Annotated in this window: 16 protein-coding genes; 10 read left to right on the plus strand and 6 right to left on the minus strand. The window is 45.8% G+C overall.

The window, feature by feature from the left end; genetic code table 11:
- Nucleotides 1-131: 131 nt before the first annotated feature.
- A complete protein-coding gene (gene radC, locus SSARUM_RS23515) occupies nucleotides 132-815 on the minus strand; it encodes a RadC family protein (RefSeq protein WP_025304698.1) in 684 nt (227 codons plus the stop codon).
- A gap of 183 nt (nucleotides 816-998) precedes the next feature.
- On the opposite strand from radC, the gene coaBC reads away from it, so the two are divergent.
- From coaBC to slmA, 3 genes are all read left to right on the plus strand, one after another.
- Nucleotides 999-2,216, plus strand: a complete 1,218-nt coding sequence (gene coaBC / locus SSARUM_RS23520; RefSeq protein WP_060388472.1) for a bifunctional phosphopantothenoylcysteine decarboxylase/phosphopantothenate--cysteine ligase CoaBC — start codon at nucleotides 999-1,001, stop codon at nucleotides 2,214-2,216.
- Nucleotides 2,194-2,652: a dUTP diphosphatase gene (gene dut / locus SSARUM_RS23525; RefSeq protein WP_033636478.1), complete on the plus strand. Its 459-nt coding sequence runs from the start codon at nucleotides 2,194-2,196 to the stop codon at nucleotides 2,650-2,652. Before coaBC ends, dut begins: the two co-directional genes overlap by 23 nt.
- A gap of 251 nt (nucleotides 2,653-2,903) precedes the next feature.
- Nucleotides 2,904-3,500, plus strand: a complete 597-nt coding sequence (gene slmA / locus SSARUM_RS23530) for a nucleoid occlusion factor SlmA (RefSeq protein ID WP_025304700.1) — start codon at nucleotides 2,904-2,906, stop codon at nucleotides 3,498-3,500.
- A 31-nt stretch (nucleotides 3,501-3,531) separates the two neighbouring features.
- Here slmA and pyrE read toward each other — a convergent pair whose 3' ends face one another.
- Together pyrE and rph are read right to left on the minus strand one after the other, a co-directional pair.
- Complete coding sequence (pyrE, locus tag SSARUM_RS23535; RefSeq protein WP_004931204.1) at nucleotides 3,532-4,173, minus strand: orotate phosphoribosyltransferase; 642 nt, start codon at nucleotides 4,171-4,173, stop codon at nucleotides 3,532-3,534.
- Between the two features lie 96 nt (nucleotides 4,174-4,269).
- Nucleotides 4,270-4,986 (minus strand): ribonuclease PH, encoded by a 717-nt coding sequence (gene rph / locus SSARUM_RS23540; protein ID WP_025160305.1) that lies wholly within the window; start codon nucleotides 4,984-4,986, stop codon nucleotides 4,270-4,272.
- A gap of 126 nt (nucleotides 4,987-5,112) precedes the next feature.
- Between rph and SSARUM_RS23545 the strand changes: the two genes are divergently transcribed.
- The 4 genes from SSARUM_RS23545 to SSARUM_RS23560 all read left to right on the plus strand — a co-directional run bounded on the left by SSARUM_RS23545 (nucleotide 5,113) and on the right by SSARUM_RS23560 (nucleotide 8,337).
- Nucleotides 5,113-5,976: a YicC/YloC family endoribonuclease gene (locus SSARUM_RS23545; protein ID WP_015379441.1), complete on the plus strand. Its 864-nt coding sequence runs from the start codon at nucleotides 5,113-5,115 to the stop codon at nucleotides 5,974-5,976.
- A gap of 203 nt (nucleotides 5,977-6,179) precedes the next feature.
- Nucleotides 6,180-7,406, plus strand: coding sequence for a tyrosine-type recombinase/integrase (locus SSARUM_RS23550; RefSeq protein ID WP_282493987.1), 1,227 nt, complete (start codon nucleotides 6,180-6,182; stop codon nucleotides 7,404-7,406).
- Between the two features lie 156 nt (nucleotides 7,407-7,562).
- Nucleotides 7,563-7,742 carry a hypothetical protein gene (locus tag SSARUM_RS23555; RefSeq protein ID WP_023327758.1) on the plus strand — a complete coding sequence of 60 codons (180 nt, stop codon included), beginning with the start codon at nucleotides 7,563-7,565 and terminating at the stop codon, nucleotides 7,740-7,742.
- Nucleotide 7,743: 1 nt separating this feature from the next.
- Nucleotides 7,744-8,337, plus strand: a complete 594-nt coding sequence (locus SSARUM_RS23560) for a hypothetical protein (RefSeq protein ID WP_023327757.1) — start codon at nucleotides 7,744-7,746, stop codon at nucleotides 8,335-8,337.
- Nucleotides 8,338-8,448: 111 nt separating this feature from the next.
- Here SSARUM_RS23560 and SSARUM_RS23565 read toward each other — a convergent pair whose 3' ends face one another.
- Nucleotides 8,449-9,105, minus strand: a complete 657-nt coding sequence (locus SSARUM_RS23565) for a RipA family octameric membrane protein (protein ID WP_282493990.1) — start codon at nucleotides 9,103-9,105, stop codon at nucleotides 8,449-8,451.
- A 96-nt stretch (nucleotides 9,106-9,201) separates the two neighbouring features.
- Here SSARUM_RS23565 and SSARUM_RS23570 point away from each other — a divergent pair, with 96 nt between their 5' ends.
- Nucleotides 9,202-9,684, plus strand: coding sequence for a DNA binding protein (locus tag SSARUM_RS23570; protein WP_282493992.1), 483 nt, complete (start codon nucleotides 9,202-9,204; stop codon nucleotides 9,682-9,684).
- Between the two features lie 14 nt (nucleotides 9,685-9,698).
- Here SSARUM_RS23570 and SSARUM_RS23575 read toward each other — a convergent pair whose 3' ends face one another.
- Both SSARUM_RS23575 and SSARUM_RS23580 read right to left on the minus strand, forming a co-directional pair.
- On the minus strand, nucleotides 9,699-11,210 hold the full coding sequence (locus SSARUM_RS23575; protein ID WP_282493994.1) for a TRM11 family methyltransferase: 1,512 nt from the start codon (nucleotides 11,208-11,210) through the stop codon (nucleotides 9,699-9,701).
- A complete protein-coding gene (locus SSARUM_RS23580; protein ID WP_282493996.1) occupies nucleotides 11,210-12,319 on the minus strand; it encodes a DNA methyltransferase in 1,110 nt (369 codons plus the stop codon). The genes SSARUM_RS23575 and SSARUM_RS23580 overlap by 1 nt, the downstream gene beginning before the upstream one ends.
- A 577-nt stretch (nucleotides 12,320-12,896) precedes the next feature.
- On the opposite strand from SSARUM_RS23580, the gene SSARUM_RS23585 reads away from it, so the two are divergent.
- Nucleotides 12,897-13,274 carry a hypothetical protein gene (locus SSARUM_RS23585; RefSeq protein WP_282493998.1) on the plus strand — a complete coding sequence of 126 codons (378 nt, stop codon included), beginning with the start codon at nucleotides 12,897-12,899 and terminating at the stop codon, nucleotides 13,272-13,274.
- A gap of 5 nt (nucleotides 13,275-13,279) precedes the next feature.
- A complete protein-coding gene (locus SSARUM_RS23590) occupies nucleotides 13,280-14,410 on the plus strand; it encodes a relaxase/mobilization nuclease domain-containing protein (RefSeq protein ID WP_282494000.1) in 1,131 nt (376 codons plus the stop codon).
- Nucleotides 14,411-14,539: the final 129 nt, after the last annotated feature.

Consider the following 14,539-nt stretch of genomic DNA (forward strand, 5'->3'; position numbering starts at 1 on the left):
GTCAGAAACCTGCTGAGATAGGCTCTTGCGCCAAACCCAAGATTCTCAAAGGTGGCGTAGTATACGCTCTGAAGCGTAAGTGCTCAAGTCCCGAACAGCTAAAGATCCCACAAGGATCGCGAAAAAATCGCTTAAAGCCATCCGCGCTCGGCAAAAGAGACGCATTCACCCCGACCGATCACCAAATGATCAAGCACTCGGATCTCCAATAACTGACAGGCTTTCACCACCTGTTCCGTTATCAAGCGGTCGGCATGACTGGGTTCAGCCTTACCCGAAGGGTGATTATGCGCGAGAATCAGCGCGGCGGCATTAGCCTTCAACGCTTCGCGCACAATTTCTCTCGGGTAGACGACGACGCTGCTGATGGTACCAGCAAACATCTCCTGATGGCGAATAACCCGGTGCTGATTGTCTAAAAACAATACCAAAAAGACCTCCCGCTCGCGATGCGCCAGCAGGCTTTGCAGATAATGCTGGGTGACGCGCGGATTGAGCATGGCGTTTTCCTGCGACAAATGGCTGGAAAAGAAGCGCAGCGCCAGCTCGGCAATCGCCTGCAGCTGCGTATAGCTGGCGTCCCCCAGGCCTTTTTGGCTGCAAAAAGCCTGATGATCGGCCGACATCAGGTGATAAAGCGAGCCGAACCGGCGCAGCAGCTGCTCCGCCAGCTGCATCACGTGCACGCCGGGCAACCCGGTACGCAAGAAAATGGCCAACAGCTCTGCGTCGGACAGCGCCGCCGCCCCCTGCATCAGCAGCTTTTCACGCGGTGCCAGCGCGCCCGGCCAGCACGCCACAATCGGGTTGCTCATCGTGTTCCTCCCTGAAAGGGCTACAGCATGCCATGTGCCGCCCGGCGCGTTCGACAGGTGTTTGATAACATTGCGAAGTGTTTCGCAAAGCACAATGTAACCCCCTGCAGCCATTGCGGAATCGCTCACCTGAACCACGGATATGCTAAAATGGCGCATCTTTCGGCTTTCAATCGGACAATGATGATGACGGGACTTTCCGGCAAACATATTGTGCTTGGCATCAGCGGCGGCATCGCCGCTTACAAATGCCCAGAGCTGGTGCGCCGCCTGCGCGACAGGGGCGCGGAAGTGCGCGTGGTGATGACCCATGCCGCCAAGGCGTTCATTACGCCACTGACGCTGCAGGCCGTTTCCGGCTACCCGGTGTCCGACGATCTGTTGGATCCCGCCGCCGAAGCCGCCATGGGCCACATCGAACTCGGCAAGTGGGCGGATCTGGTTATTCTGGCGCCGGCGACCGCCGATCTGCTGGCGCGCGTCGCCGCCGGCATGGCCAACGATCTGCTGACCACCGTCTGCCTGGCGACCGATGCCCCCATCGCCGCCGCGCCTGCCATGAACCAGCAGATGTATCGCGCCGCCGCCACGCAGGCCAACCTGCAAACGCTGCAGGCGCGCGGCATACTGCTTTGGGGGCCGGACAGCGGCAGCCAAGCCTGCGGCGACGTCGGCCCGGGCCGCATGTTGGATCCGCTGGACATCGTCGACCTGGCGAACGGTCATTTCTCCGCCCCGCAGGATCTGCAACATTTGCAGGTTATGATCACCGCCGGCCCGACGCGTGAAGCGCTGGATCCGGTGCGTTTCATCAGCAACCACAGCTCCGGCAAAATGGGCTTCGCCATCGCCCGCGCCGCCGCCGCCCGCGGCGCGCAGGTGACGCTGATCGCCGGGCCGGTCAGCCTGCCGACGCCGCCATCGGTCACCCGAGTGGACGTCACCAGCGCGCTGGAGATGGAGCAGGCGGTGCAACAGCGCGCCGCACAGCAGCAGATTTTCATCTCCTGCGCCGCCGTGGCCGACTACCGCCCCGAGCGGATCGCCGATGAAAAAATAAAAAAACAGGGTGATGAAATCATCCTCAAGATGGTAAAAAACCCCGACATCGTCGCCGGCGTGGCGGCGATGACCAAAAATCGACCGTTTGTCGTGGGGTTTGCCGCCGAAACCCAGAATGTGGAAGAATACGCGCGGCAAAAACTGGCGCGTAAAAAGCTGGATTTGATTTGCGCTAACGATGTATCGCTTGCAGAGCACGGGTTCAACAGCGACACCAATGCCCTGCACCTTTTTTGGCAGGATGGAGAGAAACGCCTGGCGCTGAGCGACAAGGCACTCCTTGGCCAACGTTTAATAGACGAGATAGTCAGCCGTTATGATGAAAAAAATCGACGTTAAGATCCTCGACCCGCGCATCGGTCAGGATTTCCCGCTACCGACCTACGCCACCCCGGGCTCCGCCGGTCTCGACCTGCGCGCCTGCCTGGACAGCGCGGTAGAGCTGGCGCCGGGTGAAACCACGCTGCTGCCTACCGGCCTCGCGATCCATATCGCCGACGCAAGCCTGGCGGCGGTGATCCTGCCGCGCTCAGGCCTGGGCCATAAGCACGGCGTCGTGTTGGGCAACTTGGTCGGCCTGATCGACTCCGATTATCAGGGCCAGCTGATGGTGTCCGTTTGGAACCGCGGCCAGAAGCACTTCACCATAGAGCCGGGTGAACGCATCGCGCAGATGGTCTTCGTGCCGGTGGTGCAGGCAGAATTCAACCTGGTGGAAGAATTCGACGGCAGCGAGCGCGGCGAAGGCGGCTTCGGCCACTCGGGGCGCCACTAAGCGCCACCCAAGGCACGGGGGCCGGCAGGGAAACGTCGCCTGAACCTTGCCTTTCCGGGGAGAAGGATGTTCTCTGCGGCAAGGTTTTACCGCGACAATTGCAGCGCACACCAGGCAGCGCGGAAAAGGCCGTTAAGGCCGCTGACCCCAGCATCGTAAAAAAGCTATCACATAAGCCGCACAGAGCCTGCTCTGCAGCGGCCGGTGCCCGGGTTTCCGTCAGTTAAGTTTTAGCAAGGGTCTAATCAGACATGGCAGAAAAAGAAAATACGAAAAGGAATCGGCGCGAGGAAATATTGCAGGCGTTAGCCCAGATGCTGGAGTCCAGCGACGGCAGCCAACGCATCACCACCGCCAAGCTCGCCGCGAACGTGGGTGTTTCTGAAGCTGCGCTGTACCGGCATTTCCCCAGCAAGACACGGATGTTCGACAGCCTGATCGAGTTTATCGAAGACAGCCTGATCACCCGCATCAACCTGATCTTGCAGGACGAGAAAGAGACGTTTAATCGTCTGCGTCTGATTTTACTGCTGATTCTGGGCTTTGCGGAACGCAACCCGGGGCTGACGCGCATCATGACCGGCCACGCGCTGATGTTTGAACAGGATCGCCTGCAGGGCCGCATCAACCAGCTGTTCGAACGCATCGAGGCGCAGCTGCGCCAGGTGTTGAAAGAGCGCAAATTGCGCGAAGGCAAAGGCTTTATCGTCGATGAAACGCTGCTGGCCAGCCAGCTGCTGGCCTTCTGCGAAGGCATGTTGTCGCGCTATGTGCGTTCGGAATTCCGCTATCGCCCAACGCAGGAATTCGACGCCCGCTGGCCGCTGTTGGCGGCCCAGCTGCAATAAAGATAACGCCGGGCATGCCCGGCGTTTTTACTTACACCCCGTACTGCTCGCGGTAAGCGCGCACCGCCGCCAAGTGGTCCGCCATTTCCGGCTTCTCTTCCAGATAGGCGATCAGGTCCTTCAGCGTCACGATCGAAATCACCTTGCAGTGATAGTCGCGTTCCACTTCCTGAATGGCGGAAATATCCGCGCGGCCGCGTTCCTGACGGTCGAGGGAGATCAGCACGCCCGCCAGCGAAGCGCCGCTGGCGCCGATGATTTCCATCGACTCGCGGATCGCGGTGCCGGCGGTGATCACATCGTCCACCAACATCACGCGCCCCTGCAGCGGGCTGCCTACCAGCGAACCGCCTTCGCCGTGGGTCTTGGCTTCCTTGCGGTTAAAGCAGTAAGGCACGTCGCGCTCATGGTGTTCCGCCAACGCCACCGCCGTAGTGGTGGCGATAGGAATGCCTTTATAGGCCGGGCCAAACAGCAGGTCGAAATCGATGCCGGAGTCCATCAGAGCTTCGGCGTAGAAGCGCCCCAACAGCGCAAGATCGCGCCCGGTATTAAACAGGCCGGCGTTGAAGAAATACGGGCTGGTGCGGCCGGATTTCAGGGTGAACTCGCCGAATTTCAATACCTGCTTGTTAAGCGCGAACTCGATAAACTGGCGCTGATAGGCTTTCATTACTGCTTCTCCTCGTCTGAATCTGCTTAGGTCTTGTTATTACTGCCGCCCGATCGCCGGGCATAAAAAAGGCGACTTCTCAGTCGCCTTAAAAAATCAGTCCGCCAGCGCCGCTTTCTGCGCCTGGAAGATGGTTTCGATGCCCCCTCGGGCCAGCGCCAATAGCGCCAACAGCTCATCGTGGCTGAACGGCTCGCCTTCGGCGGTACCCTGCACCTCAATCATGCGGCCATCTTCCATCATCACCACGTTCATGTCGGTTTCCGCCGCGGAGTCCTCCACATACTCCAGATCGCACAGCGCTTCGCCATTGACGATGCCGACCGAAACCGCCGCCACCATGCCCTTCATCGGGTTGGCTTTCAGCTTGCCGTTGGCCACCAGCGTGTTCAACGCATCGGCCAGCGCCACGCAGGCGCCGGAGATCGAGGCAGTTCGGGTACCGCCGTCGGCCTGCAGTACGTCGCAGTCGAGGGTGATGGTGAATTCACCGAGCTTTTTCAGGTCTACCGCGGCGCGCAGCGAGCGGGCGATCAGGCGCTGGATCTCCAGCGTGCGGCCACCCTGCTTGCCTTTGGCGGCTTCACGAGCGTTGCGGCTGTGGGTGGAGCGCGGCAGCATGCCGTACTCGGCGGTGATCCAACCTTGCCCCTGGCCTTTCAGGAAGCGCGGAACGCCCTCTTCTACCGTGGCGGTGCACAAGACTTTGGTATCGCCAAACTCAACCAGCACTGAACCTTCAGCGTGTTTGGTATAGTGACGGGTCAGTGTCAGGGGGCGAACTTGCTGTGGTGCTCTGCCTGCAGGACGCATGGGCTCTCTCCGGCTTCAAATCAACTATTGGCTGCGCATTATACGGGCTTCGTGACGTAATGCCTATCCTGCCCGCAGCCGCGACGCTATAATCGTCCCATCTTTTCCTATTACGGGTACGCATCAATGATCCGCAGCATGACCGCCTACGCCCGGCGTGAAATCAAGGGTGAATGGGGCAGCGCAGCCTGGGAGCTGCGTTCCGTTAACCAGCGCTACTTAGAAACCTACATCCGCCTGCCGGAACAATTCCGCAGCCTGGAGCCGGTGATCCGTGAACGTATCCGTGGCCGCCTGACCCGCGGCAAAGTCGAATGCAACCTGCGTTTCGAGCTGGATCCAAGCGCGCAAAGCTCGCTGATCCTGAACGAAAAACTGGCCAAACAGCTGGTCGAAGCCGCCAACTGGGTGAAAATGCAGAGCGACGAAGGGGAAATCAACCCGATCGACGTGCTGCGCTGGCCGGGCGTGATGTCCGCGCAGGAGCAGGATCTGGACGCCATCAGCGCCGAGCTGATGCAGGCGCTGGACGGCGCGCTGGATGACTTCATCGTCGCACGCGAAAGCGAAGGTGCCGCGCTGAAAACGCTGATCGAACAGCGCCTCGACGGCGTCAGCGCCGAAGTGGTCAAAGTGCGCGCCCAGATGCCGAACATCCTGCAATGGCAGCGCGAGCGCCTGGTCAGCAAGTTGGAAGAGGCACAGGTACAGCTGGAAAACACCCGCCTGGAGCAGGAGCTGGTGCTGATGGCGCAGCGCATCGACGTCGCCGAAGAGCTGGACCGTCTGGAAGCGCACGTGAAAGAGACGCACAACATTCTGAAGAAGAAAGAAGCCGTCGGCCGCCGCCTCGACTTTATGATGCAGGAGTTCAACCGCGAATCGAACACCCTGGCCTCCAAGTCGATCAATGCCGACGTCACCGCTTCCGCCATCGAGCTGAAAGTGCTGATCGAGCAAATGCGCGAGCAGATCCAGAATATCGAGTAAATTATTTCAAAGTCCACCAAAATCCATAAGCCCATGTTAAATGGGCTTTTTTATTTGAACCATAGTCTATTAAAGACCATTTAGATTCATTAAAAACCACCAACAAGTGGGGAGTAAAACGGGGAGCGCTTTTGCTTTACTAGTCTCATCTGCCAGTTTATAACCATATACCCCCCACAGCGATTTTTCATCAGGATAGGTATATGACCTCACTCACTGTCAGGACGGTTCAGGCTCTCATCAAAGCAGGAGAACCGGGGAAGTTTGGAGATGGGCGTGGTTTGTACCTGAAAGTCCCACAAAAAGGTGAGGCGTATTGGATGCTTCGATACACAATCGGCTCTAAGAGACGAGAACTCACACTTGGCAAGGTATCCCATCTATCTCTGTCTGAGGTACGTAGCCTCGCTGAGGATACTCGAAGAAAAGTTGCCACCGGAGATGATCCTATTGCTGAACGGAAACTTAACCGACCTAAGCAAATCACAACGGTAGATGGATTGTTTGAAGACTGGCACAAAGACCTGGTTAGGCGGTTGAAGCATCCACAAATCCCAGAAAGGGTATACAAGAAGGATATTGCCCCTACTATTGGTCAACTTTCTTTGACGAAGATAACCCCCATTGATATCCGGTCAATTCTGCAAAAAATTACAGATAGCGGAAGACCGACCATTTCAAACGATGCCCTACTCTACATGAAGCAACTATTTGACCACGGCATTAAGCTTGGTCTGCTTCAGAGCAACCCAGCAATGGCGTTCAAGGTAAATGATGCAGGTGGAATCGAAAAAAGCAGAGAAAGAGCATTAAGTCTTGAAGAAATTGGTCAGGTGTTTAAAGTTTTCAGAGAACGCTCTGACAGCTTCTCTCGTGATAACTACCTTGCCTGTGCCCTGCTACTACTCCTTGCTGTTCGCAAAAGTGAGCTGACCGAGGCTCCTTGGGCAGAATTCGATTTGGATGAGAAAAAATGGTCTTTACCCAAGGAAAGAAGTAAGTCTGGTGTAGAAATCGTCATCCCGCTTCCCCCACTCGCTATTAAGATTCTTGAAGAGCTAAAGGTCAGAGCTTTTGGTTCTGATTATGTCTTCCCTAACCGCAGATCCAGTAAGAATCTACACATGGGAAAAGACACCCTCAACAGGGCGATAGCGAAGCTATTCGGGGTAGAACCAGGTAAGAAGAAGCAACCGCCTAATGTAATGGGAAATATTGAATATTTCACAGTCCATGACTTACGAAGGACTTGCCGAAGTTTGCTTGCATCACTGTCTGTTCCCCCACATGTCGCAGAAAGATGTCTGAACCACAAGCTGAAAGGTGTAGAAGGTATTTATGACAGGTATGATTATTTTCAAGAGAGAGAAGTAGCACATCTCAAATTATCTAGATTGCTTACAAAGCATATTAATTTATTGGATAGATAAAATTTCCCTTTATTTTTATGTTAGGAATCATTGAGACATCATAATGTTTCAGATATATATGGAAAGAGTATTTTTTGAACATTTCTTGCTAATTCGTACATTTAGTGTACAATCAAAAGAAGTAAAGAGGTATCGAATTAATTAGAAGAGGTCATTATGGATATTCAGGAACTTACGAGAAAACTTAAAAATAAAACAATTTCATACACGACAGAAGAAACAAAACAGATCCTTATCGATGCCAAAGTTTTGGTTAAAGATGGTTCATATAATCCAGAGATGTTTTCTAACGAGTTAGTCAAAAAAAGCCAGCGAGCAATGAAGCGTAGAAGATGATATGAAGTATTTTAATAGTAAACCCTCCATTGTTTATGGTTATCATGGACTTGATAAAGATGTTGCTTACAATATTTTAAATAACCATTCGGAATTTCTTTTGAGTGATAACACTTACGACTGGCTTAGTGGAGGTGTTTATTTTTGGGAAAATAATTATGAACGTGCAATGGACTATGCAATTGAGTCAAGTAAAAGAGCATCTTCAAATATTAAAACTCCGTTTGTTCTTGGAGCTGTTATTGAATTAGGTACCTGTCTTGATTTATTAGACCATAGTGATATTGATTATGTTAAAGAAGTTTATGACTTGTTTGTGCAATATTTGAAAGAAACAAATTCTCCGCTTCCAGTGAACTCAAGTTTTAATTCAAAAGTTAATGACCTAATGAAAAGAGAATTAGATTGTGCTGTTATTTCTCATGCTAAAGAATTAGCTAAATTAAATGGGATATCTATTGATACCGTTCGGGCATCATTTCAAGAGGGTAATCCCATTTATCCTTCGGCTAACTTTCATGATAAAACACACATACAAATTGCTGTAGTAAATCCCAAATGTATAAAAGGTGTCTACTTACCAAGAGAACGATAATTAGCATTAAACTAAATCGAAGGGACTTATGACAGGTATTATTATTGTGAAGAAATAAAAAAGCCCATCCTTTTTAAACGACGAGCTAAAACAAATAATTCTACTTTCAAGTTATTTTCTTTTTACCCATTCACTTTTAGAAAAAGTCATAGAAGACTTACAGGCAAAACCCATAGAAATACAAAATGAAAAAGATAATACCAGGATGGTTATACAATACCAATTAGGATTATCATAAAGCTTCAACTTAATCACTTCCCTAAATAAAATCGATAACCATATAAATAACACATAATAGCTTATTGTTTGATTAATTTTTGAAACAGAGTATGGTTTTGAACTTAAAAATAATTTATCTATAACACTACTCTCTTTTTTTCCTAAATGAGAATTGGCTACAACTTTATATAATGGGCCTATAATATCATCTTCTAACATATCAACATGTTTTTCCCAATTTTCCTGCCAAAACTTACTTCCTTTATTAACGCAAACCCAAGCGAATGAAAAGACAGCGCCTAAACATCCTACTAATAAAGTAAGCTCTCCCCTATACTCAGCTAATAAACTGTTAGATGATTGAATAGCAATGAATGCAACCAAACTTGCCCCAATGAAAGTCCAAAAATAAGTAGCCCTTTTCCAATATAATTCTATTTCGAACTTTCGTATTTCAAGAGCATAAGTTAAAGCTTTGTCTCTCTTACATGAGTTTGACAGAAAAGCCTCCTCATAATCCAAGTCATTGAAATCATTAGTTTTGCGCATGAAATCCTCCTGATATTTTTGTATGAATATTAAGTTGTACTAAGGTGTAAGTAGTATATATAATTGAGACTACTCTCATTACCAAAGGGTTAATACATGTATAATCAACAATTTAGCACTCTTGTAGTATCTTTGGTTGATACTGATACCAACCGTATAATGGCAAATCCTGGTGAAGATGCTGGTAAAGGTAGCCAATACATATGGCTGAGTAAAGACACTCTTGATTTTTTCCCTCCATTAGATCAAAAAAATGATCGGGAAAAAGTTGCAGAGTATACTCTTATCAATTTAAATTATGTTGACCTGAATGAAATACGCGAAGAAAGAGTTACTTACGAAGCCGATAACAACATGGATGTCAGGCTTGGTACTGGGAGACTACGATATAGCAAAATAGCACAGCCTGGGGATTTAGCCTGTATAACGAGAACCGGAGTTAAAGAATATCAACTAAGAATAATACAACAAGGCTCTGCCTCATATGATCTATTAAAAGCCAAAGCAACTACTTCTATTGGTCATAAAGGTAAGAAATTTGGTTTCTTGGATAACGAAACATTTTTCCAAATTATATAATTATTCAGGGCCGATCAGGCCCTGTGTTTCTTCAAAATAATCAATCTTTCAGAGTCAATTGAGTTTGACTTATGAAGGTCATATCTTTTATAAACCTCTAAGGTAATATCCTCAAATAACTCCCAACCAATTGATTTTGCGATTTCAATAAGATATGAAGGTGTGTCTAATTTAAATACTCTACCACTCAGCGTAGTTGTGTTATGACCAACAACTAAGGCAAATTTTGCATTGACCTTCATCATAGAATAAACATTCTCAAACATTTTTTGCATGTCAGCGAAGTATCTATATACAATAAAAGGCATTGCCTGTCTTCTGAATCCATCTTTTTCAGTTAAGCTATTGGACATGTCAAGACAAAGTTCATGTAGGCTGTCTGGAATCTTAAAAAAGTTCTCGTTTAAAGAATTCATCAGATCTTTTTTAAGCGAGGGTGATAATTCACGAGACCCTATTAACTCACGATCTAATTTTTTAACCTCATCAGGCGAAGCCAGACCTAGCCATACAATGCTAAGCCTCTGAGTATCAATATAAGGCAAAGCAGTAGCATAAGGTGGGCTGGTAATTGCACAATCAAATTCTCGAAATCCTTTTAGAGATTTACTATCTCTTATATCAATATTTATAGCTTCGGAATTAATAGAATAATCCACTTCAATATTGCATATTGAATTGATGTTAGCACAAAACGAACTCACTTTTATTTTGACAGCATCCCAAAAATCAGTGGTCGGCATTTCGGATGTTCGTCTCCGAATTCTTAAATCAGCAGGCTCCTGTAAAGAATATTCTCTAACTAAATCACTCACAAGGGCTAAAAATAGATTTCTAAACTTAATGTTAGCACTTTCATAAATAATAGTTCGAAGAGTTTCTAATTTTTTAAGAGTTTCGATTTGAAACCATTTTTTAAGATAAATTGTACGAACGTCATCTTCAATAATAAACTTAGGAGATAACTCTATTGCTTTATCGATACAGTGGTGAGCAAATAATGTAAATTTACTTACATCCATACTAAGAGTAGAGATTTTGGCATTACTAATAAAACAGGCCAATGGGTTATAATCGAAACCTACCCCCTCTAAATTATTCAATGCGGATTCATATAAGGTTGTCCCGCTACCGCAGAAAGGCTCTAGAATTTTAGACTTTTCATTAACTTCTAAAATATTTAAAATAGAAGATACTATCTGAGGATTGAACTTACCTTTATATTCATGTAGCCCATGTGCCCCGTATCGTGTTGACTGCCTCTTTGTATGCCCACTTTTGACACAGGAATTCTCTTTAAACTCTTGTAATGACGATACTGAATTCTCGTCATCACTTATCAACCTCAGGAAGGTTAGCCTTCTGATTTTTTCCATCTCATCATTACTTAAACCATTTTTTTGAACATGATAACCGGTATCAGAATCAAGAATTAAATCTGATGGAAAAATCAAAGACAGCTCTTTTTTTGCAAGCAATTTTTCATATTCAAAAAGCTTGTAATTTGGAAATTTAAAATTAAGCATTATTTTTTCCTAAGAACCACAATTGTTTCCTCTTTAATCTTTGCGTAGGAAAGATTAAATGATTTTCTATTAGAATTCATGGTTCTATTGAACCTTTCAACAACGTCAAAACCGAGATTTTCTGCTGCCTCAACAATAAGGTCAGCATTATCAACATTTTTACCATGAATTATGGATCTACCAACTACAAAAGCAGCGTGTCCATGCGTTATAAGAACAGAATCTATAAGCTGTAAAGTTCCATACATTTGATGGTAAAAATCTCTCTCAGTATGATGATTTTTTTTGAAAAAATGTGCTCTCGCTCCAATTTCTTTTTCTTTAATTTCTTTTGGATCAAAGCCCAACCACCACATTCTATATTTATGATATAGCCAATATTCATATGCATTAGGATATGGAGGTGAAGTTACAACAAGTCCCACAGTCGAATTAATGTCAGATGGTTGAACAGCTAATACATCTTTATTAATAATTTGACATGGGAAATCACTACTATTGTATAACAATGAAGAGTTCAGTTTCTCACATGAAACAAGGAACAATCTAAATACATCTTCTGCTACTAAATTTTTATTTATAGCAGCATAACGTGTGTCGCTTTCTTGATTCGATGCTTTTACAATGATGGAAGAGAAAGCAACACATAACGCGTCAAAAGTATCGCGCCCCAAATAATCATGTATACTTTTCTTCAATTTCAACAAATTAACTTGTATATCAGACTTGAACCAATGATTGATATTTGGAATACTTTCCAACTCATCAATATCAACCTTTCTTGATTTTGCATCAGCCACAACGTCATTAAAAACCGTGCCAAAGTTAGGAGGGATTTTAGTTGTTTTGACTTTAGAAATTAAACAAGCTATAGGATTGAGGTCAATTCCAACGCATGGTAAACCTAATGATTGTGCTACTTTTAGAGTTGTTCCAGAACCGCAGAATGGATCAAGAACTGAAGTGTTTTTATCACAGCCTAAATAATTAATTAACTGAAAAGGGATCTCAGGTATGAATTTCGCAGGGTAAGGGTGAATTCCATGAATAGAATCGCTAATAATCTTTTCTTTAAAATCCCAATCCAACTCAGTAATAAGCTCTGCCATCTGAAATCACACCATTATTAAAAACAACCTCTTAAAATAGCATAAATTACAAACAAACACAACAAAAAACAAACAATCACTGGAATATCAATTATGTATGCTCTATAACTTTAAAGATTATTTCATTATATTTAGACCAAAAATGCAAAAAATCTATAAATGACATGAAGTTAATCAGGCATTTTTATAAAGCACCTGCTAAAACTCAACATTACTGATATTATCATTTCAAATTTCTATTTATCATTAAGTTTAGCAATAAACAAGCCTATTGCCCTTAGAATTAATCTTATTTAAGGACATGTAGTTAAGGCTCATTACCCACCAAATTTATAAAAAATAACTGCCATCCTGAATTTTGAGGATTTAAAGATTTTTAACTTAAGCAAGGGCTAACTCATCGAAGCTACGCTTCTTTGAGTTCCCTTGTTTTTCGCCCTACGGTTGAAAAAGAAGAGCTGGGTCAAATTCAAAATATTGACATATCACATTTTTGAAATATAAATATACAGAGTGCCGCAACGGAATTGCTCACAATAAAAGTAATACAAAACCTAATATACGAAAAGGAGCTTCTATGAAAGAAACTATAGCATTACCATTCTGTAAGAAGAACAACAAAGTCCCAGCAAAATCATTGCGAATCCATTGTGTCAGCGCCCGATTCAACCATGAAGAACTACAGCTTCTCAACACGAAACGTGGTGATAAAAGCAAGGGTGAATGGCTCAGATTAGCTTCTCTTGATAAGCTTCCCATAATGGTTCCACCAATAAATATAGAAGCCTGGAAATCATTAGCCGAAATATCTCAGAAACTGAATAACCTAATATGCCATCTTGATACTAAAAGTAGCGGAGGTGAGCTTACAAAAACAGAAATCTTCGCTATAAAGCGTCAGATATCAGAGCTTCGCTCATGCCTCACAGCTTCTGATTTGCCAAGTGGTAAATAGTTTTCATGAAGGGAATGCAAAAAATCAAAAGAGGAAAAACCTTTAATGGCCTTATTTCTTATTTATTAAAACCTGCTTCGCACCACAAATCAGATCCGAGTGTGGTTGGTGGCAATGTGATAGAAAGCTTCGCAGAAGCACTAAGTGCAGAGTTCAACGCTACGAAGCTCCTACGCTCCGATGTAAGTAAACCTGTATGGCACAATTCTCTGCGTCTGCCTGCTGGTGAGAGTCTACCATTACAACGATGGAAGCTGTTAGCCGACGACTATATGAAGCGTATGGGGTTCTCTGAGACGCATCTACGAGCTTATGTTCTGCATGATGATAAAGATGGTCAACATATCCATATAGTAGCAAGCCGCATTGATGCAACATCCGGGAAGCTCTACTTAGGGAAAAATGAGAACCTTATCAGCACCCGTATAATACAGCAGCTTGAACTTGACTATTCACTGACCAGAACAAAAGGGCCGGAGGCTAAAGCATCATCAACCTCGCCCTCTCCTAAACCGAAGCGCAAAAAAACTCGTAATGAAACGATGCAGGAAAAAAGAACTGGTGAGCTATGCTCTAAAACAGTCATACAGGAAGCTATAGATACACTCATAACCAGCAAGATTTCCGAAGAAGAGTTTGTGCAGCAGCTTGCAGCTCAGAAGATAAAAGCTGTTCCTAACAGAGCGTCAACAGGAAGGATGAATGGTTTTTCGTTTGAGTATAACAACGTTTCATTCAAAGCTTCGCAGCTTGGTAAAAAGTATTCATGGAAAAACTTAGAGCCGTTCATCATCATTGATTCCCCGACCATAGTTAACAGAAAAACCGAGACATCTAGTTTTTTCGTTGGAATAGATATGGAAGACATACAGCTTGCCTCACCTGAGGCTGTCTCATTTGTGGTTGATGATAAAACTCGTGGTAAAAGCTATGTTGACGTAGCGATGCGATGGATAGAAACCATTCCCTGGGTAGACAAAATAGTTAACACCGTCAAAAAACTACGTAATCCGTTGTTAAGGGCGTTTAAACAGCCTCCCAAGATTTTTTCTGCTTCACCACTTTCTATAGACCTACCATCTCTTCCGTCTGTTGAAAAACCTGTGAAAACAAACATTTTTAGACTGAAAATTTAGCATAAATCAACCTAAAAACCCTTATGTTACTGATTTCAAGACAAAATAATTGATCGTTATAACCGATCGATTAAACACCTATGATAGCCAAAGACTATTAAAATATAAAATATCGATCGGTACAAATGA

Origin of the sequence: Serratia sarumanii, assembly GCF_029962605.1 — a bacterium.
Classification (GTDB): domain Bacteria; phylum Pseudomonadota; class Gammaproteobacteria; order Enterobacterales; family Enterobacteriaceae; genus Serratia; species Serratia sarumanii.

Excerpts from the sequence above, each read along its gene's own strand:
- SSARUM_RS23560 (WP_023327757.1), top strand. The coding sequence starts at position 7,744 with ATGAAGTATTTTAATAGTAAACCCTCCATTGTTTATGGTTATCATGGA.
- SSARUM_RS23590 (WP_282494000.1), top strand. The coding sequence starts at position 13,280 with ATGAAGGGAATGCAAAAAATCAAAAGAGGAAAAACCTTTAATGGCCTT.
- SSARUM_RS23575 (WP_282493994.1), bottom strand. The coding sequence starts at position 11,210 with ATGCTTAATTTTAAATTTCCAAATTACAAGCTTTTTGAATATGAAAAA.
- radC (WP_025304698.1), bottom strand. The coding sequence starts at position 815 with ATGAGCAACCCGATTGTGGCGTGCTGGCCGGGCGCGCTGGCACCGCGT.
- rph (WP_025160305.1), bottom strand. The coding sequence starts at position 4,986 with ATGCGTCCTGCAGGCAGAGCACCACAGCAAGTTCGCCCCCTGACACTG.
- coaBC (WP_060388472.1), top strand. The coding sequence starts at position 999 with ATGATGACGGGACTTTCCGGCAAACATATTGTGCTTGGCATCAGCGGC.
- pyrE (WP_004931204.1), bottom strand. The coding sequence starts at position 4,173 with ATGAAAGCCTATCAGCGCCAGTTTATCGAGTTCGCGCTTAACAAGCAG.
- SSARUM_RS23555 (WP_023327758.1), top strand. The coding sequence starts at position 7,563 with ATGGATATTCAGGAACTTACGAGAAAACTTAAAAATAAAACAATTTCA.
- slmA (WP_025304700.1), top strand. The coding sequence starts at position 2,904 with ATGGCAGAAAAAGAAAATACGAAAAGGAATCGGCGCGAGGAAATATTG.
- SSARUM_RS23570 (WP_282493992.1), top strand. The coding sequence starts at position 9,202 with ATGTATAATCAACAATTTAGCACTCTTGTAGTATCTTTGGTTGATACT.
- SSARUM_RS23550 (WP_282493987.1), top strand. The coding sequence starts at position 6,180 with ATGACCTCACTCACTGTCAGGACGGTTCAGGCTCTCATCAAAGCAGGA.
- dut (WP_033636478.1), top strand. The coding sequence starts at position 2,194 with ATGATGAAAAAAATCGACGTTAAGATCCTCGACCCGCGCATCGGTCAG.
- SSARUM_RS23585 (WP_282493998.1), top strand. The coding sequence starts at position 12,897 with ATGAAAGAAACTATAGCATTACCATTCTGTAAGAAGAACAACAAAGTC.
- SSARUM_RS23565 (WP_282493990.1), bottom strand. The coding sequence starts at position 9,105 with ATGCGCAAAACTAATGATTTCAATGACTTGGATTATGAGGAGGCTTTT.
- SSARUM_RS23545 (WP_015379441.1), top strand. The coding sequence starts at position 5,113 with ATGATCCGCAGCATGACCGCCTACGCCCGGCGTGAAATCAAGGGTGAA.
- SSARUM_RS23580 (WP_282493996.1), bottom strand. The coding sequence starts at position 12,319 with ATGGCAGAGCTTATTACTGAGTTGGATTGGGATTTTAAAGAAAAGATT.